This window comes from Candidatus Persebacteraceae bacterium Df01 (genome assembly GCA_030386295.1).
GTDB lineage: Bacteria > Pseudomonadota > Gammaproteobacteria > Tethybacterales > Persebacteraceae > Doriopsillibacter > Doriopsillibacter californiensis.
Window position 1 is genome coordinate 209,891 of record JANQAO010000001.1, and the last position, 20,597, is coordinate 230,487.

General features: G+C 46.4%; 18 protein-coding genes and 2 pseudogenes. 14 read left to right on the top strand and 6 right to left on the bottom strand.

What is annotated here, in order from left to right; all coding sequences use genetic code 11:
- The first annotated feature begins 20 nt into the window (after positions 1 to 20).
- The 9 genes from ppsA to NQX30_01090 all read left to right on the top strand — a co-directional run bounded on the left by ppsA (position 21) and on the right by NQX30_01090 (position 10,435).
- Positions 21 to 2,384, top strand: coding sequence for a phosphoenolpyruvate synthase (gene ppsA / locus NQX30_01050; GenBank protein ID MDM5146975.1), 2,364 nt, complete (start codon positions 21 to 23; stop codon positions 2,382 to 2,384).
- 52 nt (positions 2,385 to 2,436) lie between these two features.
- Positions 2,437 to 3,369, top strand: a complete 933-nt coding sequence (locus NQX30_01055) for a hypothetical protein (protein MDM5146976.1) — start codon at positions 2,437 to 2,439, stop codon at positions 3,367 to 3,369.
- 17 nt (positions 3,370 to 3,386) lie between these two features.
- Complete coding sequence (locus NQX30_01060) at positions 3,387 to 4,325, top strand: NAD(P)-dependent glycerol-3-phosphate dehydrogenase (protein ID MDM5146977.1); 939 nt, start codon at positions 3,387 to 3,389, stop codon at positions 4,323 to 4,325.
- Positions 4,325 to 5,035, top strand: coding sequence for a 1-acyl-sn-glycerol-3-phosphate acyltransferase (locus NQX30_01065; protein MDM5146978.1), 711 nt, complete (start codon positions 4,325 to 4,327; stop codon positions 5,033 to 5,035). The genes NQX30_01060 and NQX30_01065 overlap by 1 nt, the downstream gene beginning before the upstream one ends.
- A 28-nt stretch (positions 5,036 to 5,063) precedes the next feature.
- On the top strand, positions 5,064 to 5,387 hold the full coding sequence (locus NQX30_01070; protein MDM5146979.1) for a ferredoxin family protein: 324 nt from the start codon (positions 5,064 to 5,066) through the stop codon (positions 5,385 to 5,387).
- Positions 5,388 to 5,423: 36 nt separating this feature from the next.
- A complete protein-coding gene (gene tyrS, locus NQX30_01075) occupies positions 5,424 to 6,665 on the top strand; it encodes a tyrosine--tRNA ligase (GenBank protein ID MDM5146980.1) in 1,242 nt (413 codons plus the stop codon).
- 116 nt (positions 6,666 to 6,781) lie between these two features.
- Positions 6,782 to 7,372 carry a nucleotide exchange factor GrpE gene (locus NQX30_01080; protein MDM5146981.1) on the top strand — a complete coding sequence of 197 codons (591 nt, stop codon included), beginning with the start codon at positions 6,782 to 6,784 and terminating at the stop codon, positions 7,370 to 7,372.
- 23 nt (positions 7,373 to 7,395) lie between these two features.
- Complete coding sequence (gene dnaK, locus NQX30_01085; GenBank protein ID MDM5146982.1) at positions 7,396 to 9,309, top strand: molecular chaperone DnaK; 1,914 nt, start codon at positions 7,396 to 7,398, stop codon at positions 9,307 to 9,309.
- Positions 9,310 to 9,334: 25 nt separating this feature from the next.
- Positions 9,335 to 10,435 carry a molecular chaperone DnaJ gene (locus NQX30_01090; protein MDM5146983.1) on the top strand — a complete coding sequence of 367 codons (1,101 nt, stop codon included), beginning with the start codon at positions 9,335 to 9,337 and terminating at the stop codon, positions 10,433 to 10,435.
- A 49-nt stretch (positions 10,436 to 10,484) separates the two neighbouring features.
- Here NQX30_01090 and NQX30_01095 read toward each other — a convergent pair whose 3' ends face one another.
- A complete protein-coding gene (locus NQX30_01095; GenBank protein ID MDM5146984.1) occupies positions 10,485 to 11,183 on the bottom strand; it encodes a glutathione S-transferase N-terminal domain-containing protein in 699 nt (232 codons plus the stop codon).
- Positions 11,184 to 11,346: 163 nt separating this feature from the next.
- Between NQX30_01095 and NQX30_01100 the strand changes: the two are divergent.
- Positions 11,347 to 12,540: pseudogene (locus NQX30_01100) on the top strand (AMP-binding protein).
- On the opposite strand, the pseudogene NQX30_01105 reads toward NQX30_01100, so the two are convergent.
- Positions 12,540 to 12,662: pseudogene (locus tag NQX30_01105) on the bottom strand (thiol:disulfide oxidoreductase). The pseudogenes NQX30_01100 and NQX30_01105 sit on opposite strands and share 1 nt — an antisense overlap.
- Before the next feature lie 163 nt (positions 12,663 to 12,825).
- Between NQX30_01105 and acs the strand changes: the two are divergent.
- Positions 12,826 to 14,793, top strand: coding sequence for an acetate--CoA ligase (acs, locus tag NQX30_01110; GenBank protein ID MDM5146985.1), 1,968 nt, complete (start codon positions 12,826 to 12,828; stop codon positions 14,791 to 14,793).
- A gap of 191 nt (positions 14,794 to 14,984) precedes the next feature.
- Entirely contained in the window at positions 14,985 to 16,550 is a 1,566-nt protein-coding gene (gene aceB / locus NQX30_01115; protein MDM5146986.1) for a malate synthase A, read from the top strand.
- A 37-nt stretch (positions 16,551 to 16,587) separates the two neighbouring features.
- Here aceB and NQX30_01120 read toward each other — a convergent pair whose 3' ends face one another.
- Complete coding sequence (locus NQX30_01120) at positions 16,588 to 17,175, bottom strand: lytic transglycosylase domain-containing protein (GenBank protein ID MDM5146987.1); 588 nt, start codon at positions 17,173 to 17,175, stop codon at positions 16,588 to 16,590.
- A gap of 394 nt (positions 17,176 to 17,569) precedes the next feature.
- Between NQX30_01120 and NQX30_01125 the strand changes: the two genes are divergently transcribed.
- Complete coding sequence (locus NQX30_01125; protein MDM5146988.1) at positions 17,570 to 18,076, top strand: hypothetical protein; 507 nt, start codon at positions 17,570 to 17,572, stop codon at positions 18,074 to 18,076.
- 238 nt (positions 18,077 to 18,314) lie between these two features.
- Here NQX30_01125 and NQX30_01130 read toward each other — a convergent pair whose 3' ends face one another.
- The gene (locus NQX30_01130; protein MDM5146989.1) at positions 18,315 to 19,001 is read right to left on the bottom strand and encodes a Bax inhibitor-1 family protein; all 687 of its coding nucleotides are present in this window, start codon (positions 18,999 to 19,001) and stop codon (positions 18,315 to 18,317) included.
- A 266-nt stretch (positions 19,002 to 19,267) separates the two neighbouring features.
- On the opposite strand from NQX30_01130, the gene NQX30_01135 reads away from it, so the two are divergent.
- Positions 19,268 to 19,669: a hypothetical protein gene (locus NQX30_01135; GenBank protein ID MDM5146990.1), complete on the top strand. Its 402-nt coding sequence runs from the start codon at positions 19,268 to 19,270 to the stop codon at positions 19,667 to 19,669.
- Positions 19,670 to 19,740: 71 nt separating this feature from the next.
- On the opposite strand, the gene NQX30_01140 is transcribed toward NQX30_01135, so the two are convergent.
- Together NQX30_01140 and NQX30_01145 are read right to left on the bottom strand one after the other, a co-directional pair.
- Positions 19,741 to 19,983 carry an accessory factor UbiK family protein gene (locus tag NQX30_01140; protein MDM5146991.1) on the bottom strand — a complete coding sequence of 81 codons (243 nt, stop codon included), beginning with the start codon at positions 19,981 to 19,983 and terminating at the stop codon, positions 19,741 to 19,743.
- Positions 19,980 to 20,522, bottom strand: a complete 543-nt coding sequence (locus NQX30_01145) for a queuosine precursor transporter (protein MDM5146992.1) — start codon at positions 20,520 to 20,522, stop codon at positions 19,980 to 19,982. The genes NQX30_01140 and NQX30_01145 overlap by 4 nt, the downstream gene beginning before the upstream one ends.
- Positions 20,523 to 20,597 lie beyond the last annotated feature (75 nt).

Consider the following 20,597-nt stretch of genomic DNA (forward strand, 5'->3'; position numbering starts at 1 on the left):
TAGAATTAGAAATTTTAATAATGACTTTCACAAACGACAACACCGTGCCTCTGTCTGCGCTTAGCATGAAAGACGTGCCGCATGTGGGTGGAAAAAATGCTTCACTGGGCGAATTGATTGGCGCGCTGTCTTCTGCGGGTGTGCGAGTGCCGGACGGTTTTGCCACAACCTCCTCTGCCTATCGGCGTTTTTTGCGTCAGGGGGGGCTGGATGAAAAAATACAAAACGCTATTACGGCACTGGACGTGAATGATACTCGGGCGTTGTCGCAAACCGCCGGAGAAATCCGTGAGTGGGTTGCGCAAGCCCCTCTGCCATCGGATTTGGAAAGCGATATCCGCGCTGCTTACCGGCAAATGGAAAACGGTACCGCTGCCGTTGCCGTGCGCTCATCGGCTACGGCGGAAGACATGCCGGACGCTTCTTTTGCTGGTCAGCAGGAAACTTTTTTAAATATTTGTGGTGAAGACGCAGTGATTGACGCCGTTCGTCTGGTGTTTGCTTCGCTATTCACCGACCGCGCTGTTTCTTATCGCCATCACCAAGGGTATGACAAACAGGATGTCGCTTTGTCGGTTGCCGTGCAGCGTATGGTACGTAGTGACTTGGCTGCCAGCGGGGTAATGTTTACGTTGGATACTGAGTCCGGTTTTGAAGAGGTAGTGTTTATTACCGGTGCTTATGGGTTAGGAGAAAACGTAGTGCAAGGGAGCGTTAATCCAGATGAGTTTTATGTGTACAAGCCTTCTTTGCGTACTGGAAAAAATGCCATTATTCGCCGTCAGTTGGGTGACAAAGCCGACAAACTGTTGTTTGGTGATAGTACTTGTGTTGGTGGGTCAGTAAAAAACGTGCGTGTGGAAGAAGCTGCCCGTCGTCGTTTTTGTATCACCGATGATGATGTGAACACCTTGGCGCGTTATGCTATGGCCATTGAAGCGCATTATGGTCGTCATATGGATATTGAGTGGGCCAAGGACGGCGTCAGCGGCGACATTTTTATTGTCCAAGCACGCCCTGAAACCGTGAAATCGCGGGCAACAGTAACAACAATTAGTCGTTACCGCATTCTCACCAAAGGCGCGGCGCTTGCCGAGGGTCGGGCGATTGGTCAAAAAATTGGTGTTGGTACCGCGCGCATTGTTGCCGGTACTGCTGACATGCATCGCGTTGAAGCAGGAGACGTGTTGATAGCTGACATGACCGACCCGGACTGGGAGCCGGTCATGAAACGTGCGGCGGGGATTGTCACGCGGCGTGGAGGGCGCACCTGTCATGCGGCTATTATTGCCCGTGAGTTAGGAGTTCCAGCGATTGTCGGTTGCGGTGACACACTCGCCGGCATTGCCGACGGAGGTGCTGTGAGCGTGTCTTGTGCCGAAGGTGACACTGGTCACGTATACGAGGGTGAAACGAAGTTTGTGATTGATGAATTTGCTTCTGACAGTGGCGCGCAGTTGCCCATTAAATTACAAATTAATGTTGCTAACCCTGACTTGGCTTTTGAATTTTCACGCTTGCCTACCGACGGCGTGGGGTTGGCGCGATTGGAATTTATCATCGCCCGTACTATTGGTTTTCATCCCCGTTGCGCATTGGAATATACCGAGCTTCCCGCTGATTTGCGTCAGGAAGTGCGAAAGCTGGCTGTCGGTTATGATAGTCCACGCGATTGCTATGTAGGTAAAATTGCCGAAGGTGTTGCCACGATTGCTGCCGCATTTCATCCGCGTCCGGTAGTAGTGCGGTTATCCGATTTTAAATCTAACGAATATGCTGGGTTGGTTGGTGGACGACGATTTGAGCCAATAGAGGAAAACCCTATGATCGGTTTCCGTGGCGCCGCCCGTTATGTGGATGCTTCTTTTGCCGATTGTTTTGCGTTGGAATGTGAGGCCATGCAACGAGTGCGCGAAGATATGGGTATTGACAACATATGGTTGATGGTGCCTTTTGTGCGCACCGTCAACGAAGCCGAAGCGGTGGTACAAAAAATGCGGACTTTGGGTATTAGCCGTGATGATTGGAAAATCATTATGATGTGTGAAGTGCCTGCCAATGCATTATTGGCCGAACAATTTTTAGATCATTTTGATGGGTTTTCCATTGGTTCTAACGACCTGACTCAGCTTACATTGGCGTTGGATCGAGATTCTGAACTGGTATCTGGTATTTTTGATGAACGAAATTTAGCGGTTAAAATGATGATTTCTCGTGCTATTCAAGCTTGTCGGGAACAAAATAAATATGTGGGTATTTGTGGCCAAGCGCCGTCCGATTATCCCGATTTTGCTAAGTGGTTGATGGAAGAAGGTATTTCCGCCATTTCGCTCAATCCAGATAGCGTGATAGAAGCGCGGATTCACTTAGCCTCAAAAAGTTGATAAAAGTGAGATAATTCTAATGATAGGGTTATGAAAAAACAGGACAATAACAATGAAATTTTTTATTAAGTTTATTGCCACAATATTGATTGTGGTAGGTGCTTGGCTGAGTGTTATCGGTTATTCCTATCGGGCGGAAGAAGCTAGTCACCGTGAGTTTGCCGTGCCAATGTCACAGCCACTGGTCAATATAGCCAGAAACCTGCCTGCCGCGACAAAAGACTCGTTTTTATTTTCGCAATATGGGTTGTTACCATTGTTTGGTGGTATTGGCGGGGTACTTATTTTTATCAGTGTTCTTCTTTCCAATATTGCTAATCGTGAGAAAAAATCAATTCTTTCTGAATTGTCAAAGAAAGACACTCGGATTAAATTGCCTTCATCAGCACAGGGAGCCGAAACGGTTTCAGCTCCTAATAGTGACGTAGTAGCTGATAACACGGAGGAAGAAAATTTTGCCAATGACGATTCTTCCATGCCCAATCAATCAGAAGGACTCTCTGATGACATTAAAACATATGGCAATTTTGAAGATTTGCTTGACATTAACACGCTGGTTTCCTTGTCACAAAGCCATCTTGGACAAGAAGAATGCCAGCGCATAATGCAGATGTTTCGCCCTGACTTGTTGGAGCATAAAGAAATTTTGAGCGAAGAAAGCCTTCATGAAATTACCAAGAGAATTCTAGAATCTGTTATTCTTCGCCATCGGCGGCAAGAAAAAGACATTACGTCGGACCAATTTCGTATACAAGATCGACGGTTGAGCGAGATAGAGAAAGGAACGGTAGTCCGCCGTTATTTTCCGCGCGATAAAGATATTTCCCCCGAAGCAAAAAAACATGTAGGAAAGGTGTACGACTTTAATATGCAATCAGAAATTCAGCAAAATTATCTCAGCGAAGCGGATGATTGGATTGATATTTCTTTACGTAATGCCAAGCAAGTGCTGTCTATGTCGATTGACGAGGACAGCTCCTCTTAAAATTATTGTCCGGCGGAGTGTCTTGCCGAATTGCCATTTTAGGGGCTGGTGCATGGGGAAGTGCGTTGGGGTACGCCATTCGGCAAGACAACGTCATTTGCTTTTGGGCCCGTAGCGATGCCGCTGCCAACAAGGCAGCAGAGCGGTTTGAGGCGCAATACACATCCGATATTGCGGATGCACTCAAAAATGCAGATCTCATTATTATTGCCGTTAGCACAGCGGGCTTTGGCAACATACTTACACAAATCAATTGCCACGCTCCCTCTTCGTGTCCGGTTATGTGGCTAACCAAAGGGTTTCTGCCCAATGGTGACCGCCTGCTACATGATGCTGCCGCCGAACAACTGAATGCTGGTGCATGTTTCGGAGCTATTAGCGGCCCTTCTTTTGCCGCGGATGTTGCCAAAGGGCGCCCCGCCGCATTGGCTTTGGCCGTAAACAAAACGAATATGTTGGAGCCAGTACAAAAAATGTTACACCGCAAAAAATTACGCTTGTATCCTACTGCTGATTTAGCGGGAGTTTGTGCCGGTGGTGCATTAAAAAACGTTATCGCCATTGCCGCTGGTGTCTGTGATGGAATGAGTTTGGGAGCGAGTGCCCGCGCCGCGTTAATTACCCGCGGGCTACATGAAATGGTGATGCTGGGCACCGCATTAGGCGGAAATAGTGATACGTTGCACGGTATTGCCGGTGTGGGAGATTTGTTGCTCACCTGCACTTCTGATTTGTCGCGTAATCGCCGTTTTGGATTAGCGCTGGGAGCTGAGAAAGAATTGCCCGCTAACACTTGTGAAGGAGTTAATGCCGCTGCAGCCGCCCGCCGTTGTGCTCGCCGTTGCGGTGTAGAATCACCGATTATTAACGCTGTTGATGATTTGTTGCAGGGAGTTTTGTCACCGTCAGAGGCGATGAATAAATTGCTTGCTCGGCCGCCGCAATTTCCTGTTTGATGCGTCCCATAGGTTCCATATTGCTTGCATTATGGCTTGCGCTGATTACGCCTTTTTTTTCTTTGCTGGCGATCATTATTACTTTTCTACCAGCACATCGCCGTTATGCGCTTATTTCTCAATGGTCATATTTGGTAATAAAGGCGGCACGGTTGTGTTGTGGCATCCGCTATCGTGTTATCGGGTTGCAAAATCTACCGCCGCAACCTTGTGTGTTATTGTCACGACACGAATCTACATGGGAAACTATTGCTTACCAAGCTATTTTTCCGCCACAGGTGATGGTATTAAAAAAAGAATTGTTGCGTATTCCATTTTTTGGTTGGGGATTAGCTCGTATGAGTCCTATCGCTATTGACCGTGGGAGTGGACGTCGTGCTTTGCGGCAAGTGGAAGAACAGGGGCGAGAGCGATTAGCTGCGGGATTTTATGTGGTGATTTTTCCTGAAGGTACTCGCATGGCTCCTGGTGCACAGCGTGAATATCAATCCGGTGGTGCGTGGTTAGCAAAAAAAACAGGAACCCAAGTAGTACCAGTGGCGGTGAACAGCGGTTACTGTTGGCCCAAGCATTCTTTTTTCAAGCGTTCTGGCCTTATTACCGTGCGTATTGGGACAGCTTTTAGCACGGCGGATTTATCGGTGACCGATATTAATATGAAAGTTAATCAATGGATAGAGTCGCAATCTGATAAAGATGAAAAGGGCTGATAAAATCGGCTTTTCAAGGAATATTATTATGACTTACATTGTGTTGGAAAAATGCATCAAATGCAAATATACTGATTGTGTGGAAGTTTGTCCGGTAGACTGCTTCCATGAAGGGCCAAATATGTTGGCTATTGACCCAGAAGAATGTATTGATTGCTCTTTGTGTGTGCCCGAGTGCCCAGTCAATGCGATTGTTGCCGAAGATGACGTGCCAGCGGGACAAGAAAATATGCTGGAGCTTAATCGAGAATTAGCCGCACAGTGGCCTGAAATTGTAGAGCGCAAAGATCCGCCGGTAGACGCCGACGATTGGAAAGAGACTGACGGCAAACTTAAATATTTGGAGCGTTAGGGCGTTGCCTGTCGCTTTTTTACACGGAAACATGGAATGACAACGGCAGACGCTTCATCATCTGGCGCGCTGGCACAATTGTTGCGTGGTGCTGAAGAGTGCTTGCCTCAAGGAGAATTACAAAAAAAGCTTGCTTCTGGACGCTCACTACGCGTAAAAGTCGGATTTGATCCTACCAGCCCCGATTTGCATTTGGGGCATACCGTGCTGATGCAAAAAATGCGTCATTTTCAAGAACTAGGCCATACGGTAATTTTTCTTATTGGCGATTTTACCGCCATGATTGGAGATCCCAGTGGGCGCAATACTACTCGTCCATCGCTATCGCGCCAGGAAATTGAAAAAAACGCTACTACCTACACCGAACAGGCTTTTAAGATATTGGATCGTGATAAAACTGAAATTCGCCGCAATTCCGAATGGTTTTCGCCTATGGATGCGGCTGACTTGATTCGTTTGGCTTCCTGTCATACGGTGGCGCGTATGATGGAGCGTGATGATTTTTCTGAACGGTATCGCCAACGTCAGTCCATCGCTATTCATGAATTTTTGTATCCGCTGGTGCAAGGATACGACTCGGTTGCTCTCAACGCCGATATGGAATTGGGTGGAACGGACCAGAAATTTAACCTATTAGTGGGGCGCGATCTACAGCGGCAGCAAAAACAAGAAGGCCAATGCATACTAACTATGCCGTTGCTGGAAGGCGTGGACGGCGTACGTAAAATGTCAAAAAGTTACGGTAACCACATTGGCGTTAATGAGCCGGTGAGTGAGATTTATGGCAAGGTCATGTCCATATCGGACGTGCTGATGTGGCGCTATTATGAATTGTTGTCCGCTGCTACCGCTGAAGATATTTTGCAAATGCGTAACAAGGTAGCCGCCGGTGAAAACCCCGTTGTTTATAAGAAGGCGCTGGCGCTTGAGATAGCCGGACGCTATCAAGGTGCGAATGCGGCGGATGCGGCGGCGGCACAATTTCAGCAGCAATTTGTTCGTAGCGAAGCGCCTGATGACATGCCGGAAGCAACTCTTGAAGTTTCATCCAGTGGCGCACCGTTGTTTTACGTGCTCAAAGCGGCACAACTGATTGACTCTTCTTCTGCTGCCAAACGGTTGATTTTGCAAGGCGGGGTTAAAATTAACGGTTGTGCGGTGACCGATCCAAACTATGCCATGTTGCCAGGGCAAAAAGTGGTGCAAGCAGGCAAACGTCGTTTTATGCGTCTTTGTATCGTTACAAAATTGGAGACGGATGTTTCTTCAACAGAATAATTACGCGGTTAATTATTCTCGAGTAGGTTGTGTTTTTGATATAAAAAATTTTAGGCATTGAAAAAAAAATAAGTGATCCTATATAGGAATGGTAAGAAGAAATTAACGGAGTTTGCATGCCTAAAAATAAGGATAAAACAAAAGATAACCTAGAAGCGGCAGAAGACGCGGTGCCGGCGGAAGATGTTGATACTGCCGATACGGCTTCGCTTGAAGACGGACAGACAGCAACTAACAGTGAGCCGGACAAGCCCAAAAGCGATGCTGAAGAATTAGCTGAACTGCGCGATCTTTATTTGCGCTCTGTTGCTGAAACAGAAAACCAACGCCGACGCGCTGAAGAAAAAATAGCTAACGCCAGAAAATTCGCAATTAGCGTTTTTGCGACAAGCATTTGCGATGTTTGTGATTGTCTAGAGTCTGCATCAACCGCTAAAGAAGATGGCATGCGTGAAGGGCTTGAACTGACTTTGCGTAAACTGACAGCGGCGATGGACACTAACGGTATTCGTCCTATTCGTCCTGACGAAGGTGCGTCATTTGACCCTAATTTGCACCAATCTGTTGGTTTTTCTCAAAACAGTGACTTGCCTCCGCAGACGGTGGCTACCGTAGTGCAAACTGGCTACACACTCAACGGGCGAGTCGTTCGCGCCGCTACGATTTTGTTAAATAAACCGCCGGAAGATACTGGCGACAAATCATAAATTTACACACTTGGAGATATATTATGGGTAAAACTATTGGCATTGACTTGGGTACGACAAACTCTTGCGTCTGCGTACTAGAAAACAACAAGCCGCATGTAATTGAAAATTCAGAAGGCGCACGTACTACGCCTTCCATGGTGGCATTTAGTGATGATGGTCAAACGCTGGTTGGCGCGGCTGCTAAGCGGCAGGCAGTCACTAATCCCAAAAACACCTTGTATGCGATTAAGCGTCTTATTGGTCGGCGTTATGCTGATGCCGAAGTCAAAAAAGAGCGCTCACTGGCCCCCTTTTCTATCATCAAAGCAAAAAATGGAGATGCTTGGGTAGAAGCTAAGGGAAATAAATATTCGCCGCAGGAAATTTCCGCCAAAATATTACAAAAAATGAAAAAAACCGCCGAAGAATATCTTGGCGAGACAGTTACCGAAGCAGTGGTAACCGTGCCGGCTTACTTCAACGACTCGCAGCGACAAGCCACCAAAGATGCTGGGCGCATTGCTGGACTGGAAATCAAGCGGATTATTAACGAACCTACGGCGGCAGCGCTGGCTTTTGGTTTGGACAAATCGGTCAAAAATAAAACCATTGCGGTTTTTGACTTAGGTGGCGGGACTTTTGATATTTCCATTATTGAAATCGCCGAAGTAGACGGCGAAAAACAATTTGAAGTGCTTTCTACCAACGGTGATACTTTTTTGGGCGGCGAGGATTTTGACCAAGCGTTGATTCACCATTTGGTGGAGGAATTTAAAAAGAAAGAAGGGTTCGACCTGAAAAAAGATATTCTTGCGCTACAACGGCTTAAAGAAGCTGCAGAAAAAGCCAAAATAGAATTGTCTTCGGCAAGTCAAACGGAAATTAATCTTCCCTACATCACCGCCGATGCGACTGGTCCCAAGCATTTGGTCTTGTCTCTTACTCGCGCAAAAATGGAAGCGTTAGTGGCAGACTTGATTGAGCGTACCGCGAAGCCGTGTAAGGTTGCCCTCAAAGATGCCAGTTTGGAAAAAGGCAAAGTGGATGAAGTAATTCTCGTCGGCGGCATGACGCGCATGCCCGCAGTGTATGAAAAAGTAGGAAAAATATTTGGCGTGGAGCCCAAGCGTAACGTCAATCCCGATGAAGCAGTGGCTATGGGTGCAGCAGTGCAAGGTGCGGTGCTACAAGGCGACGTCAAAGATATGTTGCTATTGGATGTAACGCCTTTATCTTTAGGTATTGAGACTGAAGGTGGCGTGATGACCAGTCTAATTGAAAAAAACACCACTATCCCCACGAAGACGTCCAAAGTGTTTTCCACCGCCAGCAATAACCAGCCAGCGGTTACTATTCATGTATTGCAAGGTGAGCGCACAGTTTCCGCTGGCAACAAATCGCTGGGGCAATTTAATTTGGAAGATATTCCGCCGGCACCGCGCGGCACGCCGCAAATTGAAGTAACTTTTGATATTGACGCCAACGGTATTTTGCATGTGTCGGCACGCGACAAAAAAACTGGTCGCGAAAATAATATCACCATCAAATCCTCTTCCGGGTTGTCGGAGGATGAGATTCAGCGTATGGTGCAAGATGCCGAAGAGCATGCGGAAGAAGATCGCCAAGCCACTGAACTGGCGCAGGCGCGCAACGAATGTGACATGGCTATCCACTCGGTGCGTCGTGGGTTAGATGAGCATGGCGCCGGGTTGGATGCGGCAGAAAAAGAAAAAATAGAAGCCGCGCTTAAGGAAGCGGAAGAAGCTAAAGCTGGGACTGATTTGTCGGAAATTCGAGAAAAAGGTCAAGCCTTGGCTGTTGTTGCCGCACCATTGGCGCAAAAAATGCAGCAGGCTGGCGCCAACGAAGCCGACTCGACTGATGACGCTGATAGCGTTCAAGAAGAAGATGTTGTGGATGCGGAATTTCAAGAAGTGGATGATGATAAAAAGTAGTTTGCGTTGTGGTGTCTGACCTGGTATGAGCAAACCTGACTATTACCAGACGTTAGGCGTGGAGCGCGGCGCGGATAAAAACACAATTAAGCGTTCTTATCGGCGGTTGGCGATGAAATATCATCCCGACCGTAATGCCGGCGATAAGACTTCGGAAGAAAAGTTCAAACAAGTTCAGGAAGCATATGACATGCTGTCTGACTCAGAGAAACGCGAAGCTTACGATCGGTTTGGCCACAATGCTTTTGATGGAGCTGGAGCTGGGGCGGCGGGTGGTGGTGCCGATTTTTCCAACGTGTTTAATGATTTGTTTAGTGATTTTTTTGGCGGTGCTGCTGGATCACGTGGACAAAGTCAGGCACGACAACGTGTTTTGGCAATTCAGTTAAGTTTTTCCGAGTCCATCACAGGCTGCCAAAAAGAGTTAAAAATTAATGAACCGGTGCCATGTGACGGTTGCGGTGGTAATGGCATAGAGCCGGGAAGTAAGCCACAGGAATGTCCCACTTGTCGCGGTGCTGGACAAATGCGCGTTAATAGAGGCTTTTTCACCTTACAACAAACGTGTAATGACTGTGGTGGCGCTGGCAAAATTATTACATCTCCCTGTAAGCGCTGTAATGGACGTGGTAACCAAAAGTCTTCACGCACGGTGACCGTCAAAATTCCGGCAGGAATTCAAGACGGTGAAACTATTCGTTTAAATATTAACGGCACCCAAAACGCCCAATATTATTTACGCACGCAAGTTGCACCGCACCCACTATTTGAGCGCGATGGTGATAATTTGCATATTTCCATTCCGGTGTCCATTGTTGTTGCGGCTTTGGGAGGACAGGTAGAAACGCCTACCGCTACCGGTGGCAAAGTTAAAATTGCGGTGCCTCCCGAAACACAAACTGGTGCTATTTTGCGCTTGCGTGGGCGCGGAGCTCCCAGCCCTCGCAATGCTGTCGCCGGTGACATGCTCTGCCACATTGTGGTTGAAACGCCAGTTAGTTTGAGCGAAACACAAAAGCAATTGTTACGTGATTTTGACGACAGCTTAAAAAATAAACGAAGTCGCCATGCACCGAAAGAAAAATCGTGGCTAGAAAAAGCTAAACAGTTATTTAGCGACGATTAACGGCAGCTAAACTACTTTTTCCCTTATTTTTTACGTAATTAACGTTCCATCAAGACGACGCTTTGGTCGTCGTTTGCCCAAATAATATTTTTTTAGCTTTTTCATCTACTGTGGGAGCGGTGTTAAGATCGGCGGCTTTTTTATAGGCTCGTGCCACGGCGGGACGCGTTTTAATATTTTCGTGCCAACGCTGAACATGCGGATAGTCTGCCAAATCAATACCTTGTCGTTCGTGTGACGTTGTCCACGGATAGCAAGCCATATCGGCAATGGAATAATCACCGCAAATAAAGTTAAATTTTTCTAACTGGCGATTGAGCACTGAATATAACCGTTGCGCTTCTTTGGTATAGCGCTCAATGGCGTATGGTATTTTTTCGGGAGCATAGGCGCGAAAATGATGATTTTGTCCCAACATTGGCCCTAATCCGCCCATTTGCCACATCAGCCACTGTAATACGTCGGTGCGCTTTCGCAAATTGGGAGATAAAAATCGCCCGGTTTTTTCGGCCAGATAAAGCAAAATGGCGCCGGATTCAAAAATCGGTACTGGCTCACCGCCGTCAGTAGGTTCGTTGTCCACAATGGCAGGAATACGATTATTGGGTGCGATTTTTAGAAAAGCAGGTTCAAATTGTTCTCCGCGCCCAATATGCACACTGTGCAAACTATAAGGAAGGTTAGTTTCTTCTAAAAAAATGGTGATTTTATGACCGTTTGGTGTCGTCCAATAATATAAGTCAATCATTGCGTGTGTCCGTTGGGAGAAACGATGAATTATGACAGATTGCGAAGTTAGCAGCCGAGTTCGTTGCCGTTTTTAATTTTTCCAGCTGGTTAAATTCTATTTAGCGAACGTTTTTTGTGCCATAATAAAATCGTTATTTACATCTTTGATAAGGAGAAAAAAGATGTCCAATATTGAATCTGTTTTGACCGAAACGCGCCGCTTTGAACCACCAGCGTCTTTTGCCAATGCCACCGTAGCCGGTCGAGCTGTTTATGATGCAATGATCAAAAACGCTACCGATGACTGGGAAGGTTTCTGGCGGCACCATGCAGAAGCAGAAATTGACTGGATCAAACCGTTTTCTACCGTGTATGAGTGCGGTGATGCTCACGCCCACAAATGGTTCGCCGACGGAAATCTCAACATTTCCGCTAATTGTTTGGATCGTCATTTGGCTGCGCGCGGTGAACAACCGGCTGTTATTTTTGAAAGCGATGAGGGCAAAAATAACGATGTGCGCACTTACCGGCAACTGCATAGTGAAGTTTGTCGTTTTGCCAACGCACTCAAAAATGCGGGCGTAAAACGCGGAGATCGCGTCATTGTGTACATGCCCATGCGTCCCGAAGCGATTGTTTGTATGCAGGCTTGTGCGCGTATCGGTGCCGTACACTCGGTAGTATTTGGTGGATTTTCCGCCAAATCATTGGAAGATCGCATCAAAGACGCGGCGGCCAAAGTAGTGATTACCGCTGACGAAAGCATGCGCGGAGGTAAAAATATTCCACTCAAAAAAACCGTAGATGAAGCACTAGCTGGTGGTGATCATGCGGTGGGAACCGTCATCGTATTTCGTCGAACGGGAGTCGGTGTTCACATGCAAGGTGGACGCGATGTGTGGTGGCACGATGCCGTAGCCGATGTGTCTGATGACTGCCCGCCGGCAGTGATGAACGCCGAAGATCCACTGTTTATCTTGTACACCTCGGGTTCTACCGGAAAACCCAAGGGTATTGTTCACACCACTGGCGGCTATTTGCTGGGCGCAATTTTGTCCATGAAATGGGTGTTCGATTATCAGCCAGGTGATATTTACTGGTGTACAGCGGATGTTGGCTGGATTACTGGACATACTTACGTAGCCTATGGACCACTGGCGGTGGGCGGCACACAGTTAATATTTGAAGGAGTGCCGACATTCCCGCATTCGGGGCGATTTTGGGAAATCGTGCAAAATCATAAAGTCACAACTTTTTACACTGCGCCAACGGCGATTCGTTCGCTTATTAAGGCGGGCATGGAATTGCCCAAAGATTACGATTTGTCATCATTGCGTATTTTGGGCACGGTGGGAGAGCCGATTAATCCGGAAGCAGGTTCAAATTGTTCTCCGCGCCCAATATGCACACTGTGCAAACTATAAGGAAGGTTAGTTTCTTCTAAAAAAATGGTGATTTTATGACCGTTTGGTGTCGTCCAATAATATAAGTCAATCATTGCGTGTGTCCGTTGGGAGAAACGATGAATTATGACAGATTGCGAAGTTAGCAGCCGAGTTCGTTGCCGTTTTTAATTTTTCCAGCTGGTTAAATTCTATTTAGCGAACGTTTTTTGTGCCATAATAAAATCGTTATTTACATCTTTGATAAGGAGAAAAAAGATGTCCAATATTGAATCTGTTTTGACCGAAACGCGCCGCTTTGAACCACCAGCGTCTTTTGCCAATGCCACCGTAGCCGGTCGAGCTGTTTATGATGCAATGATCAAAAACGCTACCGATGACTGGGAAGGTTTCTGGCGGCACCATGCAGAAGCAGAAATTGACTGGATCAAACCGTTTTCTACCGTGTATGAGTGCGGTGATGCTCACGCCCACAAATGGTTCGCCGACGGAAATCTCAACATTTCCGCTAATTGTTTGGATCGTCATTTGGCTGCGCGCGGTGAACAACCGGCTGTTATTTTTGAAAGCGATGAGGGCAAAAATAACGATGTGCGCACTTACCGGCAACTGCATAGTGAAGTTTGTCGTTTTGCCAACGCACTCAAAAATGCGGGCGTAAAACGCGGAGATCGCGTCATTGTGTACATGCCCATGCGTCCCGAAGCGATTGTTTGTATGCAGGCTTGTGCGCGTATCGGTGCCGTACACTCGGTAGTATTTGGTGGATTTTCCGCCAAATCATTGGAAGATCGCATCAAAGACGCGGCGGCCAAAGTAGTGATTACCGCTGACGAAAGCATGCGCGGAGGTAAAAATATTCCACTCAAAAAAACCGTAGATGAAGCACTAGCTGGTGGTGATCATGCGGTGGGAACCGTCATCGTATTTCGTCGAACGGGAGTCGGTGTTCACATGCAAGGTGGACGCGATGTGTGGTGGCACGATGCCGTAGCCGATGTGTCTGATGACTGCCCGCCGGCAGTGATGAACGCCGAAGATCCACTGTTTATCTTGTACACCTCGGGTTCTACCGGAAAACCCAAGGGTATTGTTCACACCACTGGCGGCTATTTGCTGGGCGCAATTTTGTCCATGAAATGGGTGTTCGATTATCAGCCAGGTGATATTTACTGGTGTACAGCGGATGTTGGCTGGATTACTGGACATACTTACGTAGCCTATGGACCACTGGCGGTGGGCGGCACACAGTTAATATTTGAAGGAGTGCCGACATTCCCGCATTCGGGGCGATTTTGGGAAATCGTGCAAAATCATAAAGTCACAACTTTTTACACTGCGCCAACGGCGATTCGTTCGCTTATTAAGGCGGGCATGGAATTGCCCAAAGATTACGATTTGTCATCATTGCGTATTTTGGGCACGGTGGGAGAGCCGATTAATCCGGAAGCATGGATATGGTATCGTGAAGTGGTAGGAGGTAGTCGTTGCCCGATAGTAGATACTTGGTGGCAAACTGAAACTGGATGCAACATGATAGCTCCGCTGCCCGGTGCGATTACTACCAAACCCGGTTCTTGCACACTGCCGTTACCCGGTGTTTTTGCGGCCGTAGTGGATGAAGCGGGCAATGAAACTGGTGCTCATGAGGGTGGTTTTTTGGTAGTGAAGAAATCATGGCCATCACAGTTGCGCACTATCTGGGGAGATCATGACAGATATTGCAGCACTTATTACCCGAAAGAAATTGCTGATGGGAAGTATTATGTTGCTGGTGATTCGGCTAATCGTGATGATGATGGCTATTTTTGGATTATGGGGCGCACTGATGATGTGTTGAACGTTTCTGGGCATCGGCTGGGGACGATGGAAATAGAATCTGCCCTAGTGGCTAATCCTAAAGTTTCCGAAGCCGCCGTGGTTAGTCGCCCCGATGCGCTTACTGGTGAAGCGGTTGTTGCATTTGTGGTGCTGCAGGGGGAGCGTCCTGCCGGCGAAGAAGCTCGTGCGTTAGTAGTGGAATTGCGCAACTGGGTGGGCAAGGAAATTGGCGCTATTGCTAAGCCGGCGGAGATTCGGTTTGGTGATAACTTGCCTAAAACCCGTAGCGGAAAAATTATGCGTCGCCTGTTGCGTATTATCGCTAAAGGCGAAAAAATAACACAAGATACATCCACACTGGAAAATCCGGCTATTTTGGAGCAACTGGGGGAAACAGTGAAATAGTACAAAAACATCGTTAAAAAAACCGATTGCTGGTAGACATTGTTTTCTCAAAAGCAATTTTTCCTTTGAAGAGAAATGCGGAGATGAGAAAAGTTATTTGAGTTTTTATTGTGCGCTGCGTAAGGTGCGGTTTGTCTGCGGTAGGTAAAAGCGTAAAATCCGCCCCTGTTTAATAAAAATATGGATAAAACATGCTTGAGATAAAAAACAAAACATCGTTGGATTCGTGGAGCCCCAATATTTTCACTCCCGAAGCACTCGCTTTTGTAGAAAAAATTGCCGACAAGTTTTCAGCTCGCCGCGATGCATTACTGGATGCGCGGCGTGCTGCCAAAGAACGTTTTGACGGCGGGCAGTTGCCTGGATTTTTGCCGGATACCAAAGACTTGCGGATGGAAAATTGGCAAGTCGCTGACGCGCCGCTGGCGTTGCAAAACCGCCGGGTGGAAATCACAGCTCCTGCCGAACGGCAAAAAGTTATTCAAGCACTTAACTCATCAGCTAAGGCGTACATGGCTGATTTTGAAGATTCATTAGCACCAACGTGGAAAAATATCGCTACTGGTCAGCAAGCCCTTTATGATGCAGTACGTGGCACCTGTGATACTGTTAATTCGGTGACAGGCAAGCATTATGCTCTCAAGCCTGACCACGAGTGCGTTCTTATCGTGCGTCCGCGAGGCTGGCATCTGCCTGAAAAAAATGTGCTTCGGCAAGGTAAAGCGGTTGCTGGTGCTTTTGTCGATTTCGGGCTTTTTTTCTTTCACAACGCTAAATTGTTGGCGACAAATGAACGTGGCCCTTATTTCTATTTGCCCAAAACTGAGCATTGGCGCGAAGCGGCATTGTGGAATGACATTATGGATTTTGCCGAAAAAGAACTGGAATTGCCGGCTAATTCTACTAAGGCGACGTTGCTGATTGAAACGCTGCCAGCAGTATTTCAAATGCATGAGATTTTGCACGCCATGCGTGCCCGTTTGGTAGGGCTTAATTGTGGTCGTTGGGATTATATTTTTTCCTATATTAAAACATTAGCACGCCACCAACAACGCATTTTGCCGGCGCGGGCGTTGGTTACTATGGACAAAGCTTTTCTTAAATCTTATTCCGAAGAGTTGGTGGAAACTTGCCATCGCCGTGGTGCTCATGCTATGGGTGGGATGTCGGCATTTATACCTATTCGTGGTGATGAAGAGGCTAATGCGCTGGCGCTGGAAAAAGTTCGTGAAGATAAAAAGCGAGAAGCCGCTAACGGTCATGACGGCACTTGGGTAGCACATCCGGGATTGATTGACCTAGCTGTGGACGCTTTTTCCGAATACATGCCGAAAGCGCATCAAAAAGACAAATTATCTGGTATTGCACATTCCGCGTCAGCACTTCTAGAATTGCCCGAAGGTGGTATTAATCTTGCTGATTTTGATAGCAACATTCAAGTGGCACTGCGTTATACCGCTGCTTGGTTAGGCGGTACAGGAGCGGTTCCAATATTTAATATGATGGAGGATGCTGCCACAGCAGAAATCTCGCGCGCGCAATTGTGGCAATGGATGCAATATGCGACGACGCTTAGTGATGGTGTTGAAATTGATGCTGCTTTGTTTGCCAACCGTTTGCAGTCGGCAGTCAACGCTATTAACGCCGATGGAGAATTAACATATTTGAGTGCCGCTGCCGACATGTTGGATTCGCTGGTGAACTCACCTGATATGGCAGATTTTTTGACTACTGGGGCTTATGCGCTGATTGATTAAGTTGTAATTCAAAATGGGTAAAACACGTTGTGGCAACTTAAGGCCAAACCCAGTGTTTTTTCCATTTGGCTTGCACTGCGTTAGGATAGTGAGCTCGTCCCAAAGAACCGTTGTAGCGCCCTAAAGCACGAAAAAGATTGCCTTTTTCAATGTCAAGATAGTGGCGCAAGATAATCGTTCCATAGCGTAGATTAGTACGCAGATTAAATAAATTGTGTGGTTGTTCTCCGCTGATTAATCCCGTCCAAAACGGCATGACTTGCATGTAACCGCGAGCACCCGCCGAAGAAATAGCATATTTGCGAAAGGCGGACTCTACATGCACCAGCGACAGTACTAATTGTGGTGGCAAGCCGGCGCGCGTGGCTTCATAATGAAGTGAAACCAAAAAGTCGCGGCGGGCTTGCTCATTCTGTAAAATGGAACGGCGAGGCAAAATTTTCGCCAGCCGTCGGCTCATTTCTGCCAGCCAGCGTTCGCCTTCCGCAGGGGTGTCAAAAAACAGCCGTGTTGGTGCCCTGTCGCTAAACAACCCCTGCAACGAGGCGCGGGTGCTGTCGGACAATTCTTCATACTGCTGCTCGCCGGCATGGACCACCGGCGTCAAAAAAAGTGTGATAATTATTGCTAGTAATAATTTTGGCACAGATAATTATAAACGGTGAAATAAATGTGGTGATAGTAAATTTAGCTGTGTTTACGAGATTGATGGCAAAAATGAAAGACGTTTCCATTGTGTCAAAATGTCCAACCGCAGTGATAAAAATTTGTCAGAAATGATGTTAATTGATGATATTACGAAATATTTTTCACGATTTGTGGTTTTTTTTGTGCTTGCGCAAGATTATAAATATTTTCAGCATAAACAATAACTTAAAATTTTTATTTGGAATGAATGGAAGAAAATATAGAAATTTTCAATATATTTTTGTGCAATGCAATAAAATATATTGAAAATTAGAGGCATCGCTATATAATATCAACTATAACCTAATGTTGCACCACAAAAAGGAGTAAAAATGCAAACTTGGACTTTCCCAAATACTTATTTTCAAAACACGGAAGCTGTTGAATTGTTCAATGAGGCAACTAAAGCCACAATGGAATATTCTAACAAAATGTTTTCTCGTCAGTTGGAATTTGCACGCAAGCTATCTAACCAAAACCCATTGTTTCAGGGCAAAAATTTTTCAGCTGATGCCCTTTTCAAGTTGCCTAACGTTAATGCCACTGCCCACTTTGAAAAATCAATGAAAGAATACTGCGAATTGGCTAGTGACGTGGTCGGTGATTTTGCTCAGGTGACTGAAAAAAGCCGCGACATTATGGAGCGGGCAGTTACAAAAGCAGCTGAAAATGGAAAGGCTATTTTGCCTAAGGAAGCCGCTGACTTTGCTCCGCAAATGGCCGAAAATTTTAAGGCTGCTAATTCGGTGGTCAAAAGGAGCATTAATGCCTCTTGCGAAGCTGCACAAGCGGGTTTGAAAAAACAGTCTGCAACGGTTGCGACTAATCGCAAGAAGTAATCACAATTCTCAGGGGTGTCGCATATCCCTCTCTCCTCTCCGCGACACTCTACTTACGGGAAAAGGCGCAATCGTTTGGTTGCGCCTTATTTTTTATTTGCGTGGCGGGCGCATTACCCACCATACAAATACGCTAACAAGAAGGAGCACAAGAAAAGCTTCAGCTAAAATTACCCACATATTAAAAAGCAGGGCGACCTATTGGTCGCCCTGCAGGGGTAGGTAATTAGTAGGACTTTTATTCGCGGTTACCAGAAAACATCATCAACAGATGCAATAAGCTTTGAAACAAATTAAGCAACATAATATAAAGCGTCATTGTCACCATGATGTAATTGTCTTGACCGCCGCGCACTACATTGTTAATAGTGAACACGATAAAGCCAGAGGCAATCAATATAAATAGCGTGGAGACCGCCAACATGACTGCCGGTGCTTGAATAAAGATATTCATTAGTGAGATAGCGAAAAGCATGACCATTCCAATCATCAACATTTTTCCAATGGATGGGCTGGCAAGGTTGCGTTTGGTTACTGTGGCGTAGCCTGCCAAAATGAAGAAAAGTGCCGCCGTGCCACCAATAGCCATGGCAACTAATTCTGCTCCGTTAGAAAATGAGCCCAAAGCAAAACCTACCAACGGACCGGTAAAATAGCCCATTACAAAAGTAAAAAGCAGAAGCCACCCGATGCCAGCGACGCTATGGCGGTTTTTAATCACCATTGATTGAATACCAAACATGGCACCCAAAAAGACCACAACGGTCATGATTCCGCCGAGTTGTGCCATAAGTGGAAACAATGCCCCCAAATAGGCGCCAGCAATGCTTGGCAACAATGTGATGGCCAGCAACATGTAGGAATTGCGTAACACTCGATTGGCCTTGGCGGCCGGCATAGAAGTTGCGGGAATAGAATACATCATATATCAAAGTCCTTTGAGTTAGTTTAACTATTTATATTTTCAATTATAAGCATTATCACCTAATTTGCAAAAGTGACATATGGGCAATTACGGTATTTTTTTGCCACCTTACGTAGATTCTTTTATAAAAAGACAAAAACAAGTCAAAATCGGAATTTTTCTTATCTGTTATCAGGTCAGGTGCACTGACAAAAGGCAATGATAAAAATAGTTCGTGTTATAATCGCTATCGTTTTTTGAGTGTCATAAAAAGAAAGAGAACAAACATGAAACAAGGGAGCAAACGATTATTGGGCGTTGGTCTGGTCGGAGTGGTTGTCGCTATTTCCGGTTGTTCCTCGGTGTTACGTGGTACGCACGAAAAAGTAGAAATTGTTACTACTCCTGAAAAAGCACTTTGCAAGCTGTATCGTGGTTCCGAAGGCTATCTCAAGTCAGTCGCTACACCAGGAGCAGTGTACATTCCTCGTAGCGTGGATTCGTTAGAAGTAGTGTGCTACAAAGATGGTTACGAAGTTTCTAGTGTTGTTGTGGAAGCAACCAAAAGTAATGACATTTTTGGTAATGTCGCTACAGGTGGTCTTGGAATTTTCGTAGATTTGGTATCTAGCTCCCATCTACATTTGCCGGACACCATTAATGTCAACATGGAAAAAATGAAAAATTAGTATCTTTATTCTCACAAAAAATCCGCTTGTAAAAGCGGATTTTTTGTGCCTGATTTGAAGTTGGTCTAAGATTAATGCTTGATTTTATCTTCGTTCATCTTTTCTAGTTGGCGAATTTTTTCTTCTAGTTTTGCCACCTGTGTGACCGCTTGTGACAGCATTTCACAATGGGCATCAAATTCTTCTCGTCCTACCACATCCAAACGAGAAAGCAGGTTGGCAGCAACGGCTCGACTATTTTTTTGCCATTCTGCAACTGGTGTGTCAGTAAGCAATTGCGCTAGACGTTTGCATAGTTTATCGTTGGCGTTCATGGTGCCCTCTGCAAGCGTATAGTAACTAGACGATAGGGCAATAGCAAGAAGATTACCATCATGATTTTGACAGCGAAATCACCTGCTGCCCATGTTTCCCACGGCAATCCGGTGCCGGCAAAGGCCAATGAAAAAAATAAAACTGTGTCGGTGAATGCGGCTGGTGCCGATGAGATAAGTGGCGGCATCCACCAGACAGCGCGGCGCAGGCGGTCAAATACAACTACGTCCAGTAATTGCGCTAAGATGAAAGCGCCACCCGAAGCAGCGGCAACGCGTAATGCCGTTGTCCATGCCTCACCAGCGCCAGCGCTTGTTATAAAGGATAGCGGCATACCAATGCAGAAACCCGTCATTACCACTCGTCGCGCGCACGCTGCGCCAGCGACGCGATTAACACAGTCGGTAATGAGAAAAGTCAAAGGATATGTGAATGCGGCATAAGTAAGCCAATCACCCAACGGAAAAAGCACCAAATAGTTGGAAACCGTCAGCACCACGGCCATACTGATGGCGCCTACAGTGAAACTCTTGTTCATGTTGTGATTCTATCGTTTTATCAGTCGCTATGTATTGCGCGCATATTTAGTGAAAAGATCAGGGTGACACTTTAT